General features: G+C 65.6%; 18 protein-coding genes. 12 read left to right on the forward strand and 6 right to left on the reverse strand.

Translation table 11 applies throughout. The features are described 5' to 3' along the window. Positions 1-99 precede the first annotated feature (99 nt). Positions 100-957: a DUF6920 family protein gene (locus G3446_RS11705; RefSeq protein WP_164453016.1), complete on the forward strand. Its 858-nt coding sequence runs from the start codon at positions 100-102 to the stop codon at positions 955-957. A gap of 300 nt (positions 958-1,257) precedes the next feature. Here the strand turns inward: G3446_RS11705 and gatB are convergent, their stop codons facing one another. The 4 genes from gatB to gatC all read right to left on the reverse strand — a co-directional run bounded on the left by gatB (position 1,258) and on the right by gatC (position 5,358). Further along, the gene (gene gatB, locus G3446_RS11710; RefSeq protein WP_164453017.1) at positions 1,258-2,691 is read right to left on the reverse strand and encodes an Asp-tRNA(Asn)/Glu-tRNA(Gln) amidotransferase subunit GatB; all 1,434 of its coding nucleotides are present in this window, start codon (positions 2,689-2,691) and stop codon (positions 1,258-1,260) included. A gap of 186 nt (positions 2,692-2,877) precedes the next feature. Next, a complete protein-coding gene (locus G3446_RS28965) occupies positions 2,878-3,462 on the reverse strand; it encodes an excalibur calcium-binding domain-containing protein (RefSeq protein WP_164453018.1) in 585 nt (194 codons plus the stop codon). A gap of 154 nt (positions 3,463-3,616) precedes the next feature. Continuing rightward, positions 3,617-5,071 (reverse strand): Asp-tRNA(Asn)/Glu-tRNA(Gln) amidotransferase subunit GatA, encoded by a 1,455-nt coding sequence (gatA, locus tag G3446_RS11720; RefSeq protein WP_164453019.1) that lies wholly within the window; start codon positions 5,069-5,071, stop codon positions 3,617-3,619. Next, a complete protein-coding gene (gene gatC, locus G3446_RS11725; RefSeq protein WP_164453020.1) occupies positions 5,071-5,358 on the reverse strand; it encodes an Asp-tRNA(Asn)/Glu-tRNA(Gln) amidotransferase subunit GatC in 288 nt (95 codons plus the stop codon). The genes gatA and gatC overlap by 1 nt, the downstream gene beginning before the upstream one ends. Positions 5,359-5,604: 246 nt before the next feature. Here gatC and G3446_RS11730 point away from each other — a divergent pair, with 246 nt between their 5' ends. From G3446_RS11730 to lipB, 11 genes are all read left to right on the forward strand, one after another. Beyond that, positions 5,605-6,648 (forward strand): rod shape-determining protein, encoded by a 1,044-nt coding sequence (locus G3446_RS11730; protein WP_164453021.1) that lies wholly within the window; start codon positions 5,605-5,607, stop codon positions 6,646-6,648. 68 nt (positions 6,649-6,716) lie between these two features. Beyond that, positions 6,717-7,613 (forward strand): rod shape-determining protein MreC, encoded by an 897-nt coding sequence (gene mreC, locus G3446_RS11735; protein ID WP_209262371.1) that lies wholly within the window; start codon positions 6,717-6,719, stop codon positions 7,611-7,613. Next, the gene (mreD, locus tag G3446_RS11740; RefSeq protein ID WP_342450103.1) at positions 7,610-8,122 is read left to right on the forward strand and encodes a rod shape-determining protein MreD; all 513 of its coding nucleotides are present in this window, start codon (positions 7,610-7,612) and stop codon (positions 8,120-8,122) included. The genes mreC and mreD overlap by 4 nt, the downstream gene beginning before the upstream one ends. A 3-nt stretch (positions 8,123-8,125) precedes the next feature. Continuing rightward, positions 8,126-9,997, forward strand: a complete 1,872-nt coding sequence (gene mrdA, locus G3446_RS11745) for a penicillin-binding protein 2 (RefSeq protein WP_164453022.1) — start codon at positions 8,126-8,128, stop codon at positions 9,995-9,997. After that, complete coding sequence (gene rodA, locus G3446_RS11750) at positions 9,987-11,117, forward strand: rod shape-determining protein RodA (RefSeq protein WP_164453023.1); 1,131 nt, start codon at positions 9,987-9,989, stop codon at positions 11,115-11,117. The genes mrdA and rodA overlap by 11 nt, the downstream gene beginning before the upstream one ends. A 72-nt stretch (positions 11,118-11,189) precedes the next feature. After that, the gene (gene mltB, locus G3446_RS11755; protein ID WP_164453024.1) at positions 11,190-12,182 is read left to right on the forward strand and encodes a lytic murein transglycosylase B; all 993 of its coding nucleotides are present in this window, start codon (positions 11,190-11,192) and stop codon (positions 12,180-12,182) included. 48 nt (positions 12,183-12,230) lie between these two features. Further along, positions 12,231-13,289, forward strand: coding sequence for a septal ring lytic transglycosylase RlpA family protein (locus G3446_RS11760; RefSeq protein WP_280818811.1), 1,059 nt, complete (start codon positions 12,231-12,233; stop codon positions 13,287-13,289). Between the two features lie 81 nt (positions 13,290-13,370). Then, positions 13,371-14,510 carry a D-alanyl-D-alanine carboxypeptidase family protein gene (locus tag G3446_RS11765; protein WP_164453025.1) on the forward strand — a complete coding sequence of 380 codons (1,140 nt, stop codon included), beginning with the start codon at positions 13,371-13,373 and terminating at the stop codon, positions 14,508-14,510. 49 nt (positions 14,511-14,559) lie between these two features. Continuing rightward, positions 14,560-15,420, forward strand: coding sequence for a D-amino acid aminotransferase (locus tag G3446_RS11770; protein WP_209262372.1), 861 nt, complete (start codon positions 14,560-14,562; stop codon positions 15,418-15,420). Continuing rightward, the gene (locus tag G3446_RS11775) at positions 15,413-15,682 is read left to right on the forward strand and encodes a YbeD family protein (protein ID WP_164453026.1); all 270 of its coding nucleotides are present in this window, start codon (positions 15,413-15,415) and stop codon (positions 15,680-15,682) included. The genes G3446_RS11770 and G3446_RS11775 overlap by 8 nt, the downstream gene beginning before the upstream one ends. Further along, the gene (lipB, locus tag G3446_RS11780; protein WP_425338395.1) at positions 15,670-16,353 is read left to right on the forward strand and encodes a lipoyl(octanoyl) transferase LipB; all 684 of its coding nucleotides are present in this window, start codon (positions 15,670-15,672) and stop codon (positions 16,351-16,353) included. The genes G3446_RS11775 and lipB overlap by 13 nt, the downstream gene beginning before the upstream one ends. Before the next feature lie 20 nt (positions 16,354-16,373). On the opposite strand, the gene cowN is transcribed toward lipB, so the two are convergent. Both cowN and G3446_RS11790 read right to left on the reverse strand, forming a co-directional pair. Next, entirely contained in the window at positions 16,374-16,682 is a 309-nt protein-coding gene (cowN, locus tag G3446_RS11785; RefSeq protein WP_164453027.1) for a N(2)-fixation sustaining protein CowN, read from the reverse strand. 835 nt (positions 16,683-17,517) lie between these two features. Then, on the reverse strand, positions 17,518-19,026 hold the full coding sequence (locus G3446_RS11790) for a hypothetical protein (RefSeq protein WP_164453028.1): 1,509 nt from the start codon (positions 19,024-19,026) through the stop codon (positions 17,518-17,520). Positions 19,027-19,235: the final 209 nt, after the last annotated feature.

Here is a 19,235-nt window from a genome sequence, read left to right on the forward strand (position 1 = left end):
GGCGGCGCGGCCCGCGTGCTGCACTGAGCCAGGTTTCTGCGGCAACAGGGGATGCAGTACACTCGCATTCCCTGATTTCCCGTGGAATTTGGAGCAATCATGCTGCTGGTCGTGGCCTTGCCGCTCATCTTTCTGGTCACCATCGTGCCGATCGTGATCCTGCTCTACGGGATCACGCGGTGGCAGAGCCAGACCGCGGAGACCCATCGTCACCTGGGCGCAGCGCGCGCCCAGATCGACGTGCGGATCTTCGACGCGGAGGAGATCGAAGCCCTCCCCGAGCCAGTGAAGCGTTACTTCCAGTCGGTTCTGACGCCGGGCCAGCCGATCGTCGCGGTCGCCGAGATCGGGCAAAGCGGCGCAATGCGCCTCGATCTCGAGCGGGAGCGCTGGGCAGGCATGGCGGCAGAGCAAACCACGCTCACGGAGCGGCCCGGATTCGCCTGGGATGCGCGGCTTCGACGCTCGCCGGGCATTCAGGTGTTCGTCCGGGATAGCTACATCGCCGGCCAGGGCGCGCTAGAGGCGGCACTCTTCGGCCTGCTGCCAGTCGCCCGTCAAGCCTCGGGCGAGACGATGGGGCGGGCGGAGCTGGCGCGCTTCCTCGCCGAAGCCCCCTGGTATCCCACCAAGCTGCTCCCGAGCCAGGGCGTGCGATGGACGGCGATCGACGACCACTCCGCGCGTGCCACACTGCGCGATGGCGACCTGGAGGTTTCCGCCGTATTCGGCTTCGACGAGGAAGGCATGATCCGCTCCGTTCGCTCGGAGGATCGTGGCCGAATGCTGGGGGATAGGCTCGCCGCAACGCCCTGGGAGGGGCGGTTTCAAGACTACGAGCCCAGGAGCGGGATGCGGATCCCCACCCAGGCAGAGGCCGCCTGGCTCCTGCCGGACGGTCCGCAGCCCTATTGGCGGGGCCGCGTCACCGACATCCTTTACAGGTTTGCGCCCTAGGCAGGTGGCAGGTGGCAGGTGGCAGGTGGCAGGTGGCAGGTGGCAGGTGGCAGGTGGCAGGTTAGCTTCGATCATCGCTGGTCAGCGCAGCCAGCCTTGCCGCTGAATGCTCAAGCGAGCGCCGCAAGCAGAGAAAGGCGAGGGACGAAGCGCGTCACTTGCTGTGCAACCTGCTCTCGCCCCTCAACCAGGCATTCCCCGGAAAAGAGCGCATTGAAAGCCTTTGCGGTCTTCGCGCCTTTGCGGTGCAGCCCTGTTTTCTAGACCGCATCGCTCGGTCGCCGCCACGAGCCGGAACCCCTACCCCTGGAGCTTGCGCTTGAGGATCTCGTTGACCTGCTGAGGGTTGGCCTTGCCCTTGCTTGCCTTCATGGCCTGACCGACGAAGAAGCCAAAGACCTTTTCCTTGCCGGCCCGGTATTGCTCGACCTGCGCCGGATTGGCCGCGATGATCTCCTCGATCATCACCTCGATGGCGCCCGTATCCGTGATCTGCTTCAGGCCGCGCGACTCGATGACTTGGTCGGCGTCACCCTCGCCAGCCCACATCGCCTCGAAGACCTGCTTGGCGATCTTGCCCGAGATGGTGCCGTCCTTGATGCGCTGGATGAGCCCGGCGAGCAGCGGTGCGGAGACAGGGCTCTGCGCAATCTCTTTCTCGGCCTTGTTCAAGGCCGCCATCAGCTCGCCACTGACCCAATTCGCAGCCAGCTTGGGCTCGCCGCTCGCCGCGGCGACCGCCTCGAAATAGTCGGCAAGATCGCGGCTGCCGGTGAGCAGATTGGCATCGTACTCCGAGAGCCCGTACTGGGTGTGGAAGCGCGCGCGCTTGGCATCCGGAAGCTCGGGCAGGTCCGCGGTCGCCTCCTCGATGAAGGCGGCGTCGATCTCCACCGGGAGCAGATCGGGATCGGGGAAGTAACGATAGTCGTTGGCCTCCTCCTTGGTCCGCATAGAGCGCGTCTCGTCCTTGGCCGCGTCGTAGAGCCGGGTCTCCTGCACGACCGAGCCACCGCCCTCGATGACATCGATCTGGCGCTCGACCTCGAACTGAATGGCCTTTTCCAGAAACCGGAAAGAGTTGACGTTCTTGATCTCGGTGCGCGTGCCGAAGGCCTCCTGGCCGACCGGACGCACAGAGACGTTGGCATCCATGCGAAACGAGCCTTCCTGCATGTTGCCGTCGCTGATGCCGATGTAGCGGACGATCTGGTGGATCTTCTTGGCGTAGGCCACGGCCTCCTGCGGCGAGCGCATGTCCGGCTCAGAGACGATCTCGAGCAGGGGCGTGCCGGCCCGGTTCAGATCGATGCCGGTGAAGCCGTGAAAATCCTCGTGAAGCGACTTGCCCGCGTCTTCTTCGAGGTGCGCCCGCGTGACACCAATGGTCTTGACCGCGCCCTCTTCCAGAACGACCTCGACCTGCCCTTTGCCCACCACCGGCAGCTCATACTGGCTGATCTGATAGCCCTTCGGCAGATCCGGATAGAAGTAGTTCTTGCGCGCGAAGACCGAGCGCGGCGCGATCTCCGCCTGGATCGCCTTGGCGAAGCGCACGGCCAGCCGGACCACCTCGGCATTGAGCACCGGCAGCACACCTGGCAGGCCCAGATCGATGGCGCACGCCTGGGTATTCGGCTCGGCGCCAAACGCCGTCGGCGCGCCTGAAAAGATCTTGGACTGGGTCGCGAGCTGGGTATGGATCTCGAGACCGATGACGGTTTCCCATTGCATAGTGGGCCTACTGAATTACGTGAATGTGAACCGCAAAGGCACGAAGGGCTCGAAGATATAATTTACAGCCCCAAAAAACGGGGGACGACGGGCCTCTGACAGAACTTGATGATCTACGCCTGAGCAATTCTTTGGCAGATGGGCCGCAAGCAAGCCGGTATTCAGTCGATTGAAGCGCTACCTCCGCTACCAGCCGCACCACTGCCGCTCGCATGGCAGGCCATCGCGATCACCGTCCATTTTTGTACCAGGGCAATTTCGCAAGTAGAACCGAGCCTCTTCGCATGAGCGCATCTCCGAGCAATAGACCTTACCCTCGCAGCGATAGCTCAGCGGGCTATCAGACCTAGCCGAAGGCACAGACATGTCGGAATACGAATCAGTCTTCTCACTCAGCCGAACGCCGAAAAACTGGGCGATTCCAGACCAGTCTTGAGAAAGAGCGACAGACGCGACTGCAATCACGAAGACTGTCGTAACGAAAACCGGTTTCAGCCTGCTCCCGCTTCGCCGTCGAGCTCGACTCACAGACCCCGAAGGGCCACGCCGAGGTCGCACTGGCCCCGAGCCCTCAATCGTTGCTTTGATCGCCCGGCTGCGCCCCTCCCGATCGGTCTCGAGCGAGTAGTTGATGACGTCGCCGACAACCGGGCGTCTTGGCATTCCCTTGAATGCCGAAATATGCACGAAGACATCTCCGCTCGCATTCAACGGCCGAATGAAGCCGAAACCCTTGTCGTCATTCCAGCGCTGGAGTCGACCGCGAATCATGTGCTCGAAACTCCTTGTAGCACGAAGCCAAAGTCCTGAGTATCAGCCGCGTCCCGATACTCTACCGTGACATCGACGCCAACAGGATGGCTGATCAGGCATAGCCAATCGCGCACGAGGCGGCAACCAACCGTTTGGCGCGTCAAGAATCAAGTCATTCGAATCCCACGGGCGCCGCCTGGTGCCAGTGGGTCACGTGCTGGAGCATATGGGCCACGTTGAGCAAGCGGGCCTCCTCGAAATAGTTGCCGATGATCTGCAGCCCGACCGGGAGCCCGTCGACCGGGGCAACCGGAACCGAGATGCCGGGCAGGCCCGCCAGGTTGGTCGCGATGGTGTAGATGTCGTTCAGGTACATGGACACCGGATCGTCCATCTTGGCGCCGAGCGGGAAGGCGGTGGCCGGGGCGGTCGGCCCCATGATGACGTCGACCTGCTCGAAGGCGCGCTTGAAGTCGTCGGCGATGAGCTGACGGATCTTCTGCGCCTTCAGGTAGTAGGCGTCATAATAGCCGGCGGAGAGGACATAGGTCCCGATCATGATGCGGCGCCGCACCTCGGGGCCGAAGCCTTCGGCGCGGCTGCGCTTGTAGAGATCCTCGAGATCCTTGGGCTCCGCGCAACGGTGTCCGTAGCGCACCCCATCGAAGCGCGCCAGATTGGACGAGCACTCCGCCGGAGCGACCACATAGTAGACGGGCACGGACAAGGGGCTGTTGGGGAGACTGATCTCGACGATCTCGGCACCGAGGCGCCGATACTCATCGATGGCCGCCTGGATGGAGCGCGCGACACCCGCATCCAAGCCCTCGCCGAAGTATTCCTTGGGCAGACCGATCCTCAGCCCCTTGAGGTCGTTGTCGAGGGCGTCGACATAGTCCGGAACCGGCACGTCGGCGCTGGTCGAGTCACGCCGGTCGAAGCCTGCCATCTCGTCGAGCACGAAGGCCGCATCGGCCGCCGAGCGCGCCATAACGCCGGCCTGATCCAATGACGATGCGAAGGCGATCATGCCCCAGCGCGAGCAGCGCCCGTAGGTCGGCTTGATCCCGGTGATGCCGCACAGCGCCGCCGGCTGCCGGATGGAGCCCCCGGTGTCCGTCCCAGTGGCGGCGGCGCAGAGACGCGCGGCCACGGCCGCGGCCGAGCCGCCGGAGGAGCCGCCAGGCACCAGGTCGGGATTCCAGGGGTTCTTCACCGCGCCGTAGTAGCTGGTCTCGTTGCTCGACCCCATGGCGAACTCGTCCATGTTGGTCTTGCCGAGCACCACGGCCCCGGCGGCCGCCAGCTTCTCGACGACGGTCGCGTCGTAGGGGGCGACGAAATTCTCGAGCATGCGGGAGCCACAGGTCGTCTTGACTCCCTGGGTGCAGAAGATGTCCTTGTGCGCGATCGGAATGCCGGTCAGGGGACCGGCATCACCGGCCTTCAAGGCCTGGTCGGCGCGCGCGGCGGCGGCCAGCGCGGATTCTTCGGCGACCGTGATGAAACTGTTGAGCCCGGGGTCGAGCCGCGCGATCCGCTCCAGATAGTGCTTGGTCAGCTCGACGCTGGAATAGGTACGCAACCGCAGATCGGCCGCGAGCTGGGCAATGGATTTGTTCTGCATTATTCGATGACCTTGGGGACCAGGTAGAGCCCGGCCTCGGCCAGGGGGGCGTTCGCCTGGAAGCGCTCACGCTGATTCGGCTCGCTGGGCGCATCCGCGCGCAGGCGCTGCGCCATATGCAGCGGATGGGCCATGGGCTCGACGTCAGTGGTATCCACCGCGTCCATCTGCGCGACCAGGTCCAGGATGTTGGAGAGATCAGCGGCATAGCGCTCGGTCTGCTCAGGCGCGATCGCTAGCCTGGCGAGGTGAGCGATCTTTTCGACATCGGAGGAGTCCAGTGACATTGCCTATCCGCCGTGAGGTTAAAGCGGCGAAAAATAGCATAGGGGCGCGTGCGGTGAAACTCGCCGCACCCGCCTAAAGTCGTGCGAATCGAGGCCTAACCCCCCAAACCTTGCCGATTAACCAAGGCGTTGCTAGATTAGCCGCCCAATCATTCAGGGACCGCTCCACCGGACTTCGCGCCGGCCCCCTCCCCTGGACCTCCCTAACCCTTGGCGCTCCGTACCACCCGGAAGGTAGCTATTTCGATGTTCAGAAGCATTCGCGGGATGTTCTCCAACGATCTCTCGATCGATCTCGGGACCGCCAACACCCTGATCTACGTCAGCGGCCAGGGAATCGTCCTCAACGAGCCTTCTGTGGTGGCCATTCGCCACGAGAAGAGCGGCGGCGGCAAGTCGGTGGTCGCGGTCGGCGAGGAGGCCAAGCTGATGCTTGGCCGCACGCCTCAGAACGTCACCGCAATCCGCCCGCTGAAGGACGGCGTCATCGCCGACTTTACGGTCACGGAAAAGATGCTTCAATACTTCATCCACAAGGTGCATGAGACGAGCGTCTTCAAGCCGAGCCCGCGCGTGCTGGTCTGCGTGCCCTGCGGCTCGACTCAGGTCGAGCGGCGCGCTATCAAGGAGTCGGCGGCCGGCGCGGGCGCCCGCGAGGTCTATTTGATCGAGGAGCCCATCTCGGCGGCGATCGGGGCTGGCCTGGCCGTCCACGAGCCGCGCGGGTGCATGGTGATCGACATTGGCGGCGGGACTTCGGAAGTGGCCGTCATCTCGCTCAACGGCATCGTCTACGCGGAGTCCGTGCGGGTCGGCGGAGACACCTTCGACGACGCCATCGTCAACTATGTGCGGCGCAACTATGGCACCCAGATCGGCGAGGTCACTGCCGAGCGGATCAAGCATCACATCGGCTCGGCCTTCCCGGGCAGCGAGGTGCTGGAGATCGACATCAAGGGACGTAGCCTCGCCGAGGGTGTCCCGAGGAGCTTCACGCTCAACAGCAACGAGATCCTAGAGGCGCTTCAGGAGCCGCTCGCGATGATCGTCCAGGCGGTGAAGATGGCCCTGGAGCAGACCCCGCCCGAGCTCGGGGCGGACGTTGCCGAGCGCGGCATCGTTCTCACCGGCGGCGGATCGCTGCTGCGGGACTTCGACCGACTCATCGAGGAAGAGACCGGCCTGCCGGTCATCGTCGCCGAAGATCCGCTCACCTGTGTCGCGCGCGGTGGCGGCAAGGCGCTGGAGACGCTGGACGCCCAGGAGATCGGGCTCTTCACGACGGAATGACCGCGCCGTCGCTCGGCGCCGACTCGTGACCCTATGCGGTCTCACGAGATCCACTCGCTGCCAAGATCTTGCTGAGGAGCGCCGCTATCAAACCCCTGTTCGCACGTGGACCCTCGCCCACCTTCCGCGTCTTCTTCGCCGCCCTCACGGCGCTGGGACTCATCGTCGCGGATCATCGCCACCAGCACTTGGAGATGGTCCGCTCCGCGCTCGCATTTCTCACCTATCCGGTCCAGTACGCGGCCAATCAGCCCACCGAGCTGGTGCGCACCACACGCGAGCAGCTCGCCAGCACCCATGAGCTGCGCGTGGAGAATGCAGAGCTCCATCGCGAGAACCTGCTCCTGAAGGCGAGGCTGCAGCAGTTTGAGGCCCTAGAGGCGGAGAACATCCGTCTGCGCGACCTGCTCGGATCCTCGCTCGACCTCGGCGAGCGCGTCGTCATCGCCGAGATCATGTCGATCGAGCTGGCTCCCTACCGTCAGCAGGTCATGGTCAACAAGGGAACCAAGTCGGGCGTCTTCATCGGACAGCCCGTGCTCGACGCCAACGCCGTCATGGGCCAAGTGGTGCGCGCCAGCCCATTCTCGTCCGTGGTGCTGCTCATCACGGACGCCGATCACGCACTGCCGGTCGAGATCAACCGCAACGGACTCAGGACCATCGCCGCGGGCACCGGGCTGAGCCAGGAGCTCGAGCTGCTCTACATCCCGAAGAACGCGGACGTGCGGGCTGGCGACCTGCTCGTGACCTCCGGCATGGATGGGCGCTTCCCGGCCGGCTACCCGGTCGCCCGGGTGACGACGGTCCGCCAGGATCCGGACAATCCCTTCACGACGGTCATCGCCGCCCCCACGGCCCGACTCGACCGTAGCCGCGAGGTGCTGCTGGTCTGGAATCTGAGCGAGACATCGCGTCAGCAGGCGCTCGCTGGCGACGCGACCAAGGCGCGAGGCAGCCAGTGAGGCCATCCAGGCTCAGCTCGGCGCAACGCCGGCGCGGCGGCTCCCTCTGGCTCGCGCTGCTGACCTTGGTGCTCGCCATGTACCTGACCATTCTGCCAATCCCAGGCTGGCCATTCGACTATCAGCCGCCCTGGGTCGTGCTCGCCCTGCTGTTCTGGTGCTTCGCCGCACCCAGCCGCGTCGGGGTGCTGGTCGGCTTCTGCGTCGGACTCATGGTGGACGTGCTGACCGGCGCCCTGCTCGGCCAGCACGCCCTCAGCCTGTCGGTGACGGCCTATCTGGCCATCATGCTACGCGCGCGCATCCGGATCTTTCCGCTCTGGCAGCAGACCTTCTTCGTCTGGCTCATCTTGCTGGTGGAGCGCCTGCTCACGCTCTGGGCCATCGGCGCCACCGGTCAGCCCATGCCGCCGCTCACCTACTGGACCCCATCGCTCATCGGCCTCTTCCTCTGGCCCTTCATGTCCTTGCTCCTGACCCCAATGGAGCGCCGCGTAGGACCGCGCTGAGCCATGTTGGAGGACAGTCTCGAAGACCGCCGGCGAGAGCAGCGCCTGGTCACCGTGCGGGCCATCGTCGCGGCCGGCTTCGTCCTGCTTGGGCTCGGTCTCATCCTGATCCGGCTCGCCCACCTCCAGGTCGAGATGCACGAGCACTTCTCCGTGCTCTCCCAGGACAACCGCGTCAAGATCCAGCCGGTCCCGCCGACCCGCGGACTCATCTACGACGCCAAGGGCCTGCTGCTGGCGGAGAACCACCCGTCGTTCTCGCTCGAGCTGACGATCGAGAAGATCGACGATCTCGAGGCGACCATCGCCGAGCTCGCCAAGCTAATCCCGATCACGGAGAAGGACCGCGCCCGCTTCGCGCGGCTCAAACGGCAGCGGATGCGCTTCCAGGCCGTTCCGATTCGGCTCAACCTGACCGCCGCCGAGGTCGCACGCTTCGCGGTAGACGGCTATCGCTTCCCAGGCGTCGACGTGCATGCCGAGCTCATCAGGACCTACCCCAAGGCAGCGCTGACGGCGCATGTGCTGGGCTACGTCGGCCGCATCAACGAGCGCGAGCTGGCGAGCATCGACAAGGGCAACTACGCGGGGACCAACTTCATCGGCAAGGGGGGCGTCGAAAAGGCGCACGAGGATCTGCTCCACGGGCGCGTCGGCTACCAGCAAGTGGAGGTCAACGCCCGTGGCCGCATCCTCCGCACGCTGGAAAGCACACCGCCCGAGCCCGGCCAAGACCTCTACCTCTACCTCGACGTCGCCGTGCAGCAGGCCGCCACGGAGGCGCTCGGCGATCGCCGCGGCGCCGTGGTGGCCATCGATCCGCGCAACGGCGGCGTCCTGGCGCTGGTCAGCCAACCGAGCTTCGACCCCAACCTCTTCGTCGAGGGTATCAGCCAGACCGACTACGACGCCCTGCTCTACTCCCCGGACAAGCCGCTCTACAACCGCGCGGTCCGCGGCCAGTATCCGCCCGGATCGACGGTCAAGCCCTTCATCGCCCTCGGCGGCCTGGCGACCGGCACGATCAACAGCCGCAAGGGGATCTACTGCCCGGGCTATTTCAGCCTTCCGGGCCAAAGTCATCGCTTCCGCTGCTGGCGGCGCGGCGGGCACGGCACGGTCAACATGCGCCAGGCCATCGTGCAGTCCTGCGATGTCTACTTCTACTCGCTCGCCAACCAGATGGGCATCGAAAAGCTCCACGATTTCATGGCGACCTTCGGCTTTGGCGCGCGCACCGGGGTCGACATCTCCGGCGAGCTGCCCGGACTGCTGCCCTCGCGGGAGTGGAAGGAGCGCGTGCGCAAGCAGCCCTGGTACCCCGGAGAGACCTTGATCGTCGGCATCGGGCAGGGCTCCTTCCTCGCCACGCCGATCCAGCTGGCCGCAGCCACGGCTGCTGCGGCCAACCGCGGGCACTTCATCCAGCCGCGCCTGGGCTATGCCAGCAGGGTCCCGGGCGCGCCGACGGCGCACAAGCTCCCGATGGTCAGCCGCACGCTCGATGTCGGCAACGCGAGCTATTGGGACACCATCGTGGAAGACATGGCGCAAGTCGTCGAGGGTGCGCGCGGAACCGCCAAGCGCATTCGCTCCAAGGACTACCGCATCGCGGGCAAGACGGGCACCGCACAGGTCTTCAGCGTCGGCCAGAAGGAGACCTACAACGCCGCGACGACCCCGGAGCGCATGCGCGATCACGCCCTCTTCGTCGCCTTCGCGCCGGTGGAGGACCCGCGCATCGCGGTTGCCGTCATCGTGGAGAATGGCGGCCACGGCGGCTCGACGGCCGCGCCCGTGGCGCGCCGGGTCATCGACGCGCACCTCGGCGGGGCCCAGCTGAGTCAAGACGGGGAGGACCCGCATGGCAACTAGCCCCTTTTGGACGCACCTCGACTGGGAGGTGAGGCCGGCCGAGCCCGGCTGGCTGCGGCGCATCCACATCGATGTCCCCCTGCTGCTGGGCCTCTTGGTGCTCTGCGGCTTCGGGCTCGTGATGCTCTACAGCGCGGGCGACCAGGACATCGCCACGGTGAAGCGCCAGCTCGTCCGGCTGGGCATCGCCTTCGGATTCATGCTCGCCATCGCCCAAGTCCCGCCGGCGAGCCTGCGGCGGTGGTCGCTCGGGATCTACGGGGCCGGCGTCTTGATGCTGATCGCCGTACTCGTCATCGGCGAGATCGGCAAGGGCGCGCAGCGCTGGCTCGACCTCGGCGTCGTGCGCTTCCAGCCCTCGGAGCTGCTCAAGCTCGCCGTCCCCATGACGGTCGCCTGGCTGCTCTCGCGACGCCCGCTGCCGCCGAGCCTGCTCAGTATTCTGCTGGCGATGACGCTGACCCTCATCCCGGTAGTGCTTATCGCCAAGCAGCCCGATCTCGGGACCTCGCTGCTAGTCGCCAGCGCCGGCATCCTGGTGCTCTTCATCGCCGGACTCAGCTGGCGCATGATCATCGGCCTGGCCGCCGCCGCCGCCGCGCTCGCCCCCCTGCTGTGGATGGGGATGCACGATTACCAGCGCGCCCGCGTCATGACCTTTCTCAATCCCGAGTCGGACCCGCTCGGGACCGGCTACCATATCATCCAGTCGCAGATCGCCATCGGCTCGGGCGGTATCTCGGGCAAGGGCTGGCTGAACGGCACCCAGTCCCATCTCGAGTTCCTACCGGAGCGCCACACGGACTTCATCTTCGCCGTCATCGGCGAAGAGCTCGGCTTCACCGGCATCGTCGCCCTCCTCGGCCTCTATCTCTTCATCATCGTCCGCGGCCTCATGATCGCCGCGCGCGCCGAGAGCAACTATGACCGACTCCTCGCCGGCGGGCTGACGCTGGTCTTCTTCGTCTATCTCTTCGTCAACACCGGCATGGTCACGGGGCTGCTGCCGGTCGTCGGCGTGCCCTTGCCGCTCATCAGTTATGGCGGAACCTCCATGGTGACGCTCATGGCAGGCTTCGGGATACTCATGGCGATCGAGACGCACAGGCGCAAGAAATAGCCTGGAAACTTAGTCGCTTTGGACATAGACTGCAGGTAACTCCTGAGATTCAGCCTCATCTGCGGAGCCGCAATGCCGCCCCTTCGCCCCTTTCTCGCCGCCCTTGTGCTCGCCGCTTCGGCGGCCACCGCCGAGCCGGACTCCTATCGGGACGGAAGTCAGCAATTCATCGCCGACATGGTCGAGCGGCATGGCTTCGAAGCCAGCGCCCTGGAGTCGCTGCTGGCACAGGCGAGCTACCGCCAGAGCATCATCGACGCCATGAATCGCCCCTATGAGGCCAAGCCCTGGCGCGATTACCGCAAGCTCTTCCTCACGCCCGAGCGCATCCGCGGCGGCGTGGCCTTCTGGCGCGCCAACCGCGAGACCCTGGCGCGAGCGGAGGCCGGCTTCGGCGTCAAGCCGGAGGTCATCGCGGCCATCGTTGGCGTCGAGACCAGCTATGGCGCCAACTTGGGCAGCTATCCCGTGCTCGACGCCCTGACGACGCTCGGATTCTCCTATCCGCGGCGCGCAGACTTCTTCCGCGCCCAGCTCGCGGAGCTGCTCCTGCTGGCACGCGAGGAGGACATCGAGCCGGCCGAGCTGCGCGGATCCTACGCGGGCGCAATGGGCCTGCCCCAGTTCATCCCATCCAGCTATCGCGCCTACGCCGTCGACTTCGATGCCGACGGACGGCGCGACCTCTGGGGCAGCAAGGCCGATGTGATCGGTAGCGTGGCCAACTACTTCCAAGAGCACGGCTGGCGCCCCGGCGTCCCCGTCGCCTTCCCGGCCGAGATGGCGGCCGCTCGCATCAATGGCTTGGAGGTCGCCGAGAAGCGGCCGATCGAGCCCCGGCTCACCCTGGAGGCACTGCAGGAGGCCGGCGTGAGCTGGGCACCGCGCGCGCTCGACTCGGCAACGCCCGCGAGCTTGCTCCGCCTCGACGGCGTCGAGGACGAATACTGGGTCGGCCTCGACAACTTCTACGTCATCACCAGATACAACCACAGCAATCTATACGCCATGGCTGTCTACCAATTGAGCGAGGCCATTCGCGCGGCCTTCGCCGAGGCTGGCTGAGCCCCAGGATTGCCTGGTCACAGGATTGCCTGGTAGGAGGCATTGCAGATGCGCAGCTCAGATGCTCGGACCGAACTGCCGAAGTGCGCCCTGGGCCGATCCATGCTCGGAATGCACTGCCCGTGCTGGCCGGTGATCGCCAGCGTGCTGCTCCTGCTGACCGGCTGCGCCAGTCAGAAGCACCTGGTCGACGGCGATGAGATCCCGCCCGAGATCGCACGCATCCCGGACGCGGCGCCCAAGGTCGAGCCGCTATCGAGGTCCGGCAACCCCGATTCCTACGTCGTCTTCGGCAAGCGCTATTACCCGAAGAAGAGCAGCCGCGGCCATGTCGAGCGCGGATTGGCCTCCTGGTACGGCGAGCCCTTCCACGGCCGCAAGACCAGCTCGGGCGATATCTACGACATGCATGCCATGACGGCCGCACACAAAACGCTGCCGCTACCCACTTACGCGCGCGTCACCAACCTGGAGAACGGGCGCAGCGTCGTCGTCCGCGTCAACGACCGCGGCCCCTTCCACGGCCCGCGAATCATCGATCTGTCCTACACGGCCGCAGTCAAGCTCGGCGTGCACAGGAAGGGGACGGCGGCAGTCGAGGTGCGGGCGATCGACCCCACCAAAGGGCGCGGCTCCGACCCAGGACCCTTCCTAGCCGGTGCCGCTACGGGTACTGGCTCGTCCGCCGGCGCCACGCCGAGACCGCCCTCGGCAAGCTCCGCCTCCAGTCGAGCAACCGTCGCGCACAGCCCGACCAAGGGCGACGAGACGCGACTGCAGCAGCCGCAGCGCCTCGCGGAGACGGCGCCGGCGGCGCGCCCGCCCCAGGCGCAGGGCACGAACCGGCACGCGCAGGCTTCGGGACGCAGGCTCTATCTGCAGGTCGGCGCCTTTGGCAGCCCGGCAAATGCCGAGCAGCTGCGTGAGCGCCTCAGCAATCGCATCGAGCAAGGACGGGTGAGCATCCTCCAGCCGGACGCGGACGCCGCCGCCCCACCGCTCTACAAGGTCCGCGTGGGCCCGCTCGCGTCGGACCAGGATGCGGAGCGCATCTCCCGGGAGATCGCCGGTCTCGGGGTCGGCACTCCACACCGAGTGTGGAACTGAGACCCGCTGCCAAATCGAAAACAAGAGGGTTAGAATGAGGGTAATCCTGCCCCCTCATCTCGACCTCCTGGAGCTCCCCTCATGAAGTCTGCATTGAAGCTATCGCTCCTGTGGCTCCTGCTCTGCGCCGCCCCGCTCCTGTCCATGGCGGCGCAGCCGATCCCGGCCGCCCCTGAGCTTGGGGCAAAGGGATTCCTGCTGGTCGACTTCAACAGCGGCACGGCCCTGACCGAAAAGAACGCCGACGAGCCCCTGGAGCCTGCCAGTCTCACCAAGATCATGACCGCCTACGTGGTCTTTCGAGAGCTGACCGCTGGCCACATCGCCCTGAGCGACATCGTCACTGTGAGCGAGAAGGCCTGGCGAACCGGCGGCTCGCGCATGTTCATCGAGGTCGGCAGCCAGGTCAGCGTCGAGGACCTGCTCAAGGGCATGATCATCCAGTCAGGGAACGACGCCAGCGTCGCCTTGGCCGAATACGTCGCCGGCAGCCTGGACTCGTTCGCCAACATGATGAACGCCAACGCCAAGCGACTCGGGATGTCGAGCACGCATTTCACCAATCCCAACGGCCTGCCCGACCCCGAGCTATACACGACCGCACGCGATATGGCACGCCTCACCGTAGCCCTGATCCGGGAGTTCCCGGAATACTACAAGTGGTACGGGCAGACGGAGTTCACCTACAACGACATCACCCAAGCCAATCGCAACCCGCTGCTCAAGCGTGACGCGACAGCGGACGGCGTCAAGACGGGGCACACCAAGGCGGCCGGCTACTGTCTCGTCGGCTCGGCCAAGCGCGATGACATGCGGCTCATTTCTGTGGTCATGGGTGCGGCGAGCCCGAGCGCCCGCGCCGAGGCCAGCCTCGCCCTCCTGAACTGGGGATTCCGCTTCTATGAAAGCCATCAGCTATTCGCCGCCGACCAGCCCATCGAGAGCCTGCGTGTCTGGTATGGCGAGCAAGAAAACTTGCCGGTCGGACCGAGCATCGACGTGGTCGCGACCATCCCGCGCGGAACTTATGACAAGCTGAGCGCTCGATTGGAGAAGACCTCGGACCTGACGGCCCCGATCGCCAAGGGAGCGCGCCTCGGCGACGTCATCGTCACCATGGGCGACGAGGAAGTCACCCGGGCTCCGCTGGTCGCCCTGCAGGACGTCCCCGAGGGAGGACTGTGGCGCAAGGCGAAGGACAGCCTCCTGCAGATATTCTGAGCATGCTGCCGCTCGACACCCCCCTCACCGATCGATCCTGGAGTCCGCATTGAGCGAGGCCTATCTGAACGGCGCCTTCGTCCCCATGACCGAGGCCAGGGTGTCGGTCATGGATCGGGGCTTCATCTTCGGCGACGGCGTCTACGAGGTCATCCCCAGCTATGGCGGCTATTTCCTCCGGCTCGAGCAGCACCTCGACCGACTGGACGCCAGCCTCGCGGCCATCCGTTTGGACAATCCGCTGGCCCGCGACGAATGGCGCAGCGTGCTGCGTCGTCTCGTCGGCGCGCCGCCCGCACCCGACCAGTCCGTCTATCTGCAGGTCACCCGGGGCGCCCCGGCGAGCCGCGACCACCTCTGCCCGGCCGACGTCGCGCCCACGGTCTTCGCCTGCGCGAGCCCGATCAAGCCCCGGCGCCCGGAGATCGCCACGGAGGGTGTCGCCTGCATTACGCGTCCGGACATTCGCTGGCTGCACTGCGAGATCAAGTCGACCTCGCTCATCGCGGCGGTGATGATGCGCAGAGAAGCCGAGGACGCCAGCGCCTTGGAGACCATCATGCATCGCGATGGCGTGGTGACCGAGGGGGCGGTATCCAATGTGCTCATGGTCGCATCCAACACCATCATGACGCCACCGAACAGCCACCTGCTGCTGCCGGGAATCACGCGCGAGCTCACGCTGCTGCTCGCCGAAGAGCACGGCATTCGCTATTTGGAGGAGCCGGTTCCATTGGAGACCCTTCGCAACGCCGACGAGATCTGGCTCAGCAGCTCGACCCGCGAGGTGCTCCCCGTAACCCGTCTCGACGGGGCGCCCGTCGGCGACGGCCGCCCAGGCCCGCTCTGGCAGCACATGGACCGGCTCTACCAGGCCCATAAGGAAAAGGTGAGAAACGGCGATGTCTGACACGCAAGAGACCCTGCTCGAGTTCCCTTGCCGCTTTCCGATCAAGGCCATGGGGCGCGCCGAGGACGGACTCGAGACCCTGGTCGTCGAGATCGTCGAGCGCCATGCGCCAGGGGTCCATGCGGGCGCCGTCAGCGTGCGGCCGAGCCGCGGCGGCAAGTGGATCTCGGTCACCGTCGTGATCGAGGCGCAGAGCAAGCCCCAGCTGGACGCCATCTATCGCGACCTCAGCGCCCATAAGCTGATCGCCTGGGCGCTGTGAGCACCGAGTGCGCCGCAGAATTGCGCCCCTTGCTGCTGCGCAGCTTTTCGGGGCTGCAGGATTACCTCCCCACTCTGGAGGCGATGCGCGCCTTCACTGATCGCCGCGGGCAAGACACCCCGGACGAGCTGTGGCTATTGGAGCACCCTCCGGTCTTCACCCTCGGCCAAGCGGGACGGCGCGAGCACCTGCTCGACCCGGGAGACATCCCGGTGGTTCACGTCGATCGGGGCGGCCAGGTGACCTACCACGGCCCCGGCCAGCTGATCGCCTATCTGCTGCTCGACCTGCGCCGCTTCGGCATCGGCATCAAGCGCCTCGTCAGCCTACTGGAGCAGGCCGTCATCGACCTGCTCGACAGCTACGGCATCCAGGCGACACGGCGCACGGACGCCCCAGGCGTCTACGTCGACGGCGCCAAGATCGCGTCACTGGGGCTGCGCGTGCGCAATGGCTGCTGTTATCACGGCCTCGCCCTCAACGTGGCGATGGACCTGGAGCCCTTCCAGCGCATCAATCCCTGCGGCTACGCCGGGCTCGCCATGACGCAGCTGTCGAGCTTCATCTCGAGCATCTCGGTCGCGGAGGCGGGCAGCGCCATGGCGAGGACATTGAGCGCCGCGCTCGACCTCGAGCCATCACGCCAGATCGACGACCCCGCACACCCCTGAGAGAGTGCCCCGGACCAGGCTCAGCAGCAGTCTTCCTCGATCTGATCGAGCAGCTCCAGGCCCGCACCGTGCTCGTAGTGCTCGTAGTGCTCGTAGTGCTCGAAGAGCATACGGATATAGTTGATCTGGCTACCGACGAGGAAGAGGTCGTCCTGGCCCATGCCCGCATTCTCGACGAGCTTGCGCTCGAAGTAGGACTGCCAGTCCGATGGGTTTTCAACATCGCCGATACAGTCACGGATATAGCCGACGACACGCTCGGCATAGGCATCACACTCGATACCCTCGAAGCTCAGGTAGCGGTCGGTTTTCGCGGCATTGCAGGGCACTTCTCACACCTCTTTCAAACGCTGGATTGTCAGGGAGCCGACACCCTTATCCGAACTGCGCGCATCTCGACAGAGACACCTTCCCTGGCGTTCAGCTATCTCGCTGATTCGCGGAGATTTCCCAAGTTGCAAGCTGGATGTGTCGCACGGAGCCGACCCTCAAGCAGAATACATACCAACGGAGGGCGAGCATTTGACGAGCATTGTTTCGGCGCCACCTCAGCATAGGCGGCACGGAGCGCCGAGCCTGCCAAGAGGCTAGCCAGGCAGCGCCCTCCACCTGAGCGAGTGAAGGGCGCATGCTGAGCAAGCCCTGATTTCGCTTCGCGTCCTTCGCGCCTTTAGACGATTTCCAGGAATGCGCGTACCAGAAACAGGCTCGATCCGTCGGAGCGGCGCCCAGCCGCGACTAGCGCGGTCGGAGCAGGCTTCGTCGCGCCGGGGGCGGCGCTCCCACGCAAGACCTGCCTGACGCGGCGTGATCGAAGCACCAAGGCAATGACAGCCCACACTGGGAGCGCCGGCTTTCTAGCCGGCTCGCCGTTAGCATGCCACCGAGCGCTCGAGCATGGCAGAGCCGGCGTAGATCACAGTCACGGGGCAAGGAGCCACCTGCATGTGAGGCCGACCGGAAAACCGGCGGTCCCGGGTCAGGGGCTCGACCCGTGGGAGCGGCGCCCAGCCGCAACCGGGGCGGTCGAAGCGGGCTTCGCCCCGCGGGGCGGCGCTCCCACGCAAGGCCCGCCAGGCGACGCGTCTCGAAGCACCTTTGGTACGAAGATTCTCGGAAATCGCCTTACGGCTCGAATTCCCGAGCCTCGATCGAAGACGGCGCTCAGGGAACGCGCGCCACCGGACGCATCTCCTTATCGCAGGTGCCGCCAACGCTCACCGACCGCTTGGAGCCGCCCCCGCGGCAGGACTCGCCGCGATCGACGACGCGGCAGCGGATCTCGACCGGCTTGCCGGCGCTCAGCCAGCTCGGCACCTTGCGATAGCGCCCGCTGCCCGCGGATCGGCAGCCAACGGGTATGCCGTATGCGGGGCAATACCCAGGCTTGCGCAGGGAGACCTTGCGCGCGTCGACCAGGAAGCCGGGGTAATTTTCGCGGATACTGACAATGTCTCGATCGGGCGCCTCCTCGAACAAGAACTCTTCGAAGGCATAGCCGCTTCCCGACTTGGCGCCGACCTGGATCCGGGTATTGGCAATGAGGGCATAGTCACTGCCATTCCGCGCCACGGCGCCCGTCATGTACTCGACCCGGTTGTGCTTGGGAAAGCACTTGCCCATCGCCGGCGCATGATAGTAATGCCGCGTCTCGGTCAGGTCGGACAGGCTGTTGCCTGGGAACACCGCGCGCAGACCGGCATCGCCGCCATAGAGAATCCGCTCGGCGTCCGGGGCCGTCTGTGCGTACATCGTCTGAATCTTGGCGTAGTAGTCGTTGCTCGCGAGGTCGGGCCGCAGATAGCAGGAGGTCAGACCCGAGATCTGGGCCAGGTACTCGTCCCAGATGTTGTACTGAGAGACGGCAGACGAGACGCCCTGGAAATCGCCCGGAAAGCCGCACCCCTGCCCGCGCTGGCACTGCCCGACGGCGCGATTGCGAATGGAGAGCACCACGACGTTGCGCTCGCAGGCACCATAGGCGCTGCATCCGCGCCCCAGGTGACCTTCGTAGAGCGCGGTCCGCATGGCATAGTCCAAATGCTTTGCGCGGGCCAAGGTGGTCGGCGAGCCGAGATCGGAGCGCTTGCGAATGAACCTGTCCCAGGCCTGCTCCAAGGCCTGACGGCGCCGCATGAGGCGTCGGTTGACGTCCGCGCACTCGCTGGAGGCATGAAAGGCACGTACGATCCGGTCGAGCTGGGTCTGCCCGGAATCGGGCGAGCGCCGCCCCGAGGCCGGAGGATCGAAGAAAGGCGCCTTCTCCAGGGCGTAGAGATTGCGCACATTGATGACGTTTCGAGTGCCCGCCGGACAATGGTGATTACGCACCTTCAGGCCCTTGCGCTTGGCAACGGCGCGCTTGAAGACGTCCGTCGCCGCGGGCGTTGCGCGCCGCGGATCGACGACGATCTCGAAACCGACGTAGGGCGTCCCCTTGGCATCCGTCAGCGGCTTGCCGTTGCGAACCACCAAACAGGGGATGACGGAGGTCCCTTGGACCAGGGCTCCCGCTCGCGCCGTCGTGCCGGAGCGAGCGAAGCGATCGGCATCGTAATAGGGCACTTCCATCGGCCCATTGAACTTGTAGACCGTCATCACCGGAGTCGCGGGAATCGCGCTCCAGGCATTTGCGGAGACGAGCAGCGCGAGCGCGCCCAAGGCTGTGCGCATGGGGAGGCATCCTTATTGGCTGGGGTTTCTTGGCGCGTCTAGGCTAGGCCAAGTGAGGCGACGATTCCACTCGCCCGGAAGGCGGTTTCGATCGGGCTCGGTCGCGTCTGGAGTCGCAAGCAGCGCCTCGGACTTCATCATCGCGAGAGACCGGCGCCACCTCCCCAAGTCGCACCCTTAGGACCGCAAGCCGGCCCGTTCCGAGGCGG

It is taken from the genome of Thiorhodococcus minor (assembly GCF_010820565.1).
GTDB lineage: Bacteria > Pseudomonadota > Gammaproteobacteria > Chromatiales > Chromatiaceae > Thiorhodococcus > Thiorhodococcus minor.

Excerpts from the sequence above, each read along its gene's own strand:
- rodA (WP_164453023.1), top strand. The coding sequence starts at position 9,987 with ATGGCAACTAGCCCCTTTTGGACGCACCTCGACTGGGAGGTGAGGCCG.
- G3446_RS11730 (WP_164453021.1), top strand. The coding sequence starts at position 5,605 with ATGTTCAGAAGCATTCGCGGGATGTTCTCCAACGATCTCTCGATCGAT.
- G3446_RS11760 (WP_280818811.1), top strand. The coding sequence starts at position 12,231 with ATGCGCAGCTCAGATGCTCGGACCGAACTGCCGAAGTGCGCCCTGGGC.
- G3446_RS28965 (WP_164453018.1), bottom strand. The coding sequence starts at position 3,462 with ATGATTCGCGGTCGACTCCAGCGCTGGAATGACGACAAGGGTTTCGGC.
- G3446_RS11775 (WP_164453026.1), top strand. The coding sequence starts at position 15,413 with ATGTCTGACACGCAAGAGACCCTGCTCGAGTTCCCTTGCCGCTTTCCG.
- gatB (WP_164453017.1), bottom strand. The coding sequence starts at position 2,691 with ATGCAATGGGAAACCGTCATCGGTCTCGAGATCCATACCCAGCTCGCG.
- mrdA (WP_164453022.1), top strand. The coding sequence starts at position 8,126 with ATGTTGGAGGACAGTCTCGAAGACCGCCGGCGAGAGCAGCGCCTGGTC.
- gatC (WP_164453020.1), bottom strand. The coding sequence starts at position 5,358 with ATGTCACTGGACTCCTCCGATGTCGAAAAGATCGCTCACCTCGCCAGG.
- mltB (WP_164453024.1), top strand. The coding sequence starts at position 11,190 with ATGCCGCCCCTTCGCCCCTTTCTCGCCGCCCTTGTGCTCGCCGCTTCG.
- G3446_RS11765 (WP_164453025.1), top strand. The coding sequence starts at position 13,371 with ATGAAGTCTGCATTGAAGCTATCGCTCCTGTGGCTCCTGCTCTGCGCC.
- G3446_RS11790 (WP_164453028.1), bottom strand. The coding sequence starts at position 19,026 with ATGCGCACAGCCTTGGGCGCGCTCGCGCTGCTCGTCTCCGCAAATGCC.
- G3446_RS11705 (WP_164453016.1), top strand. The coding sequence starts at position 100 with ATGCTGCTGGTCGTGGCCTTGCCGCTCATCTTTCTGGTCACCATCGTG.
- gatA (WP_164453019.1), bottom strand. The coding sequence starts at position 5,071 with ATGCAGAACAAATCCATTGCCCAGCTCGCGGCCGATCTGCGGTTGCGT.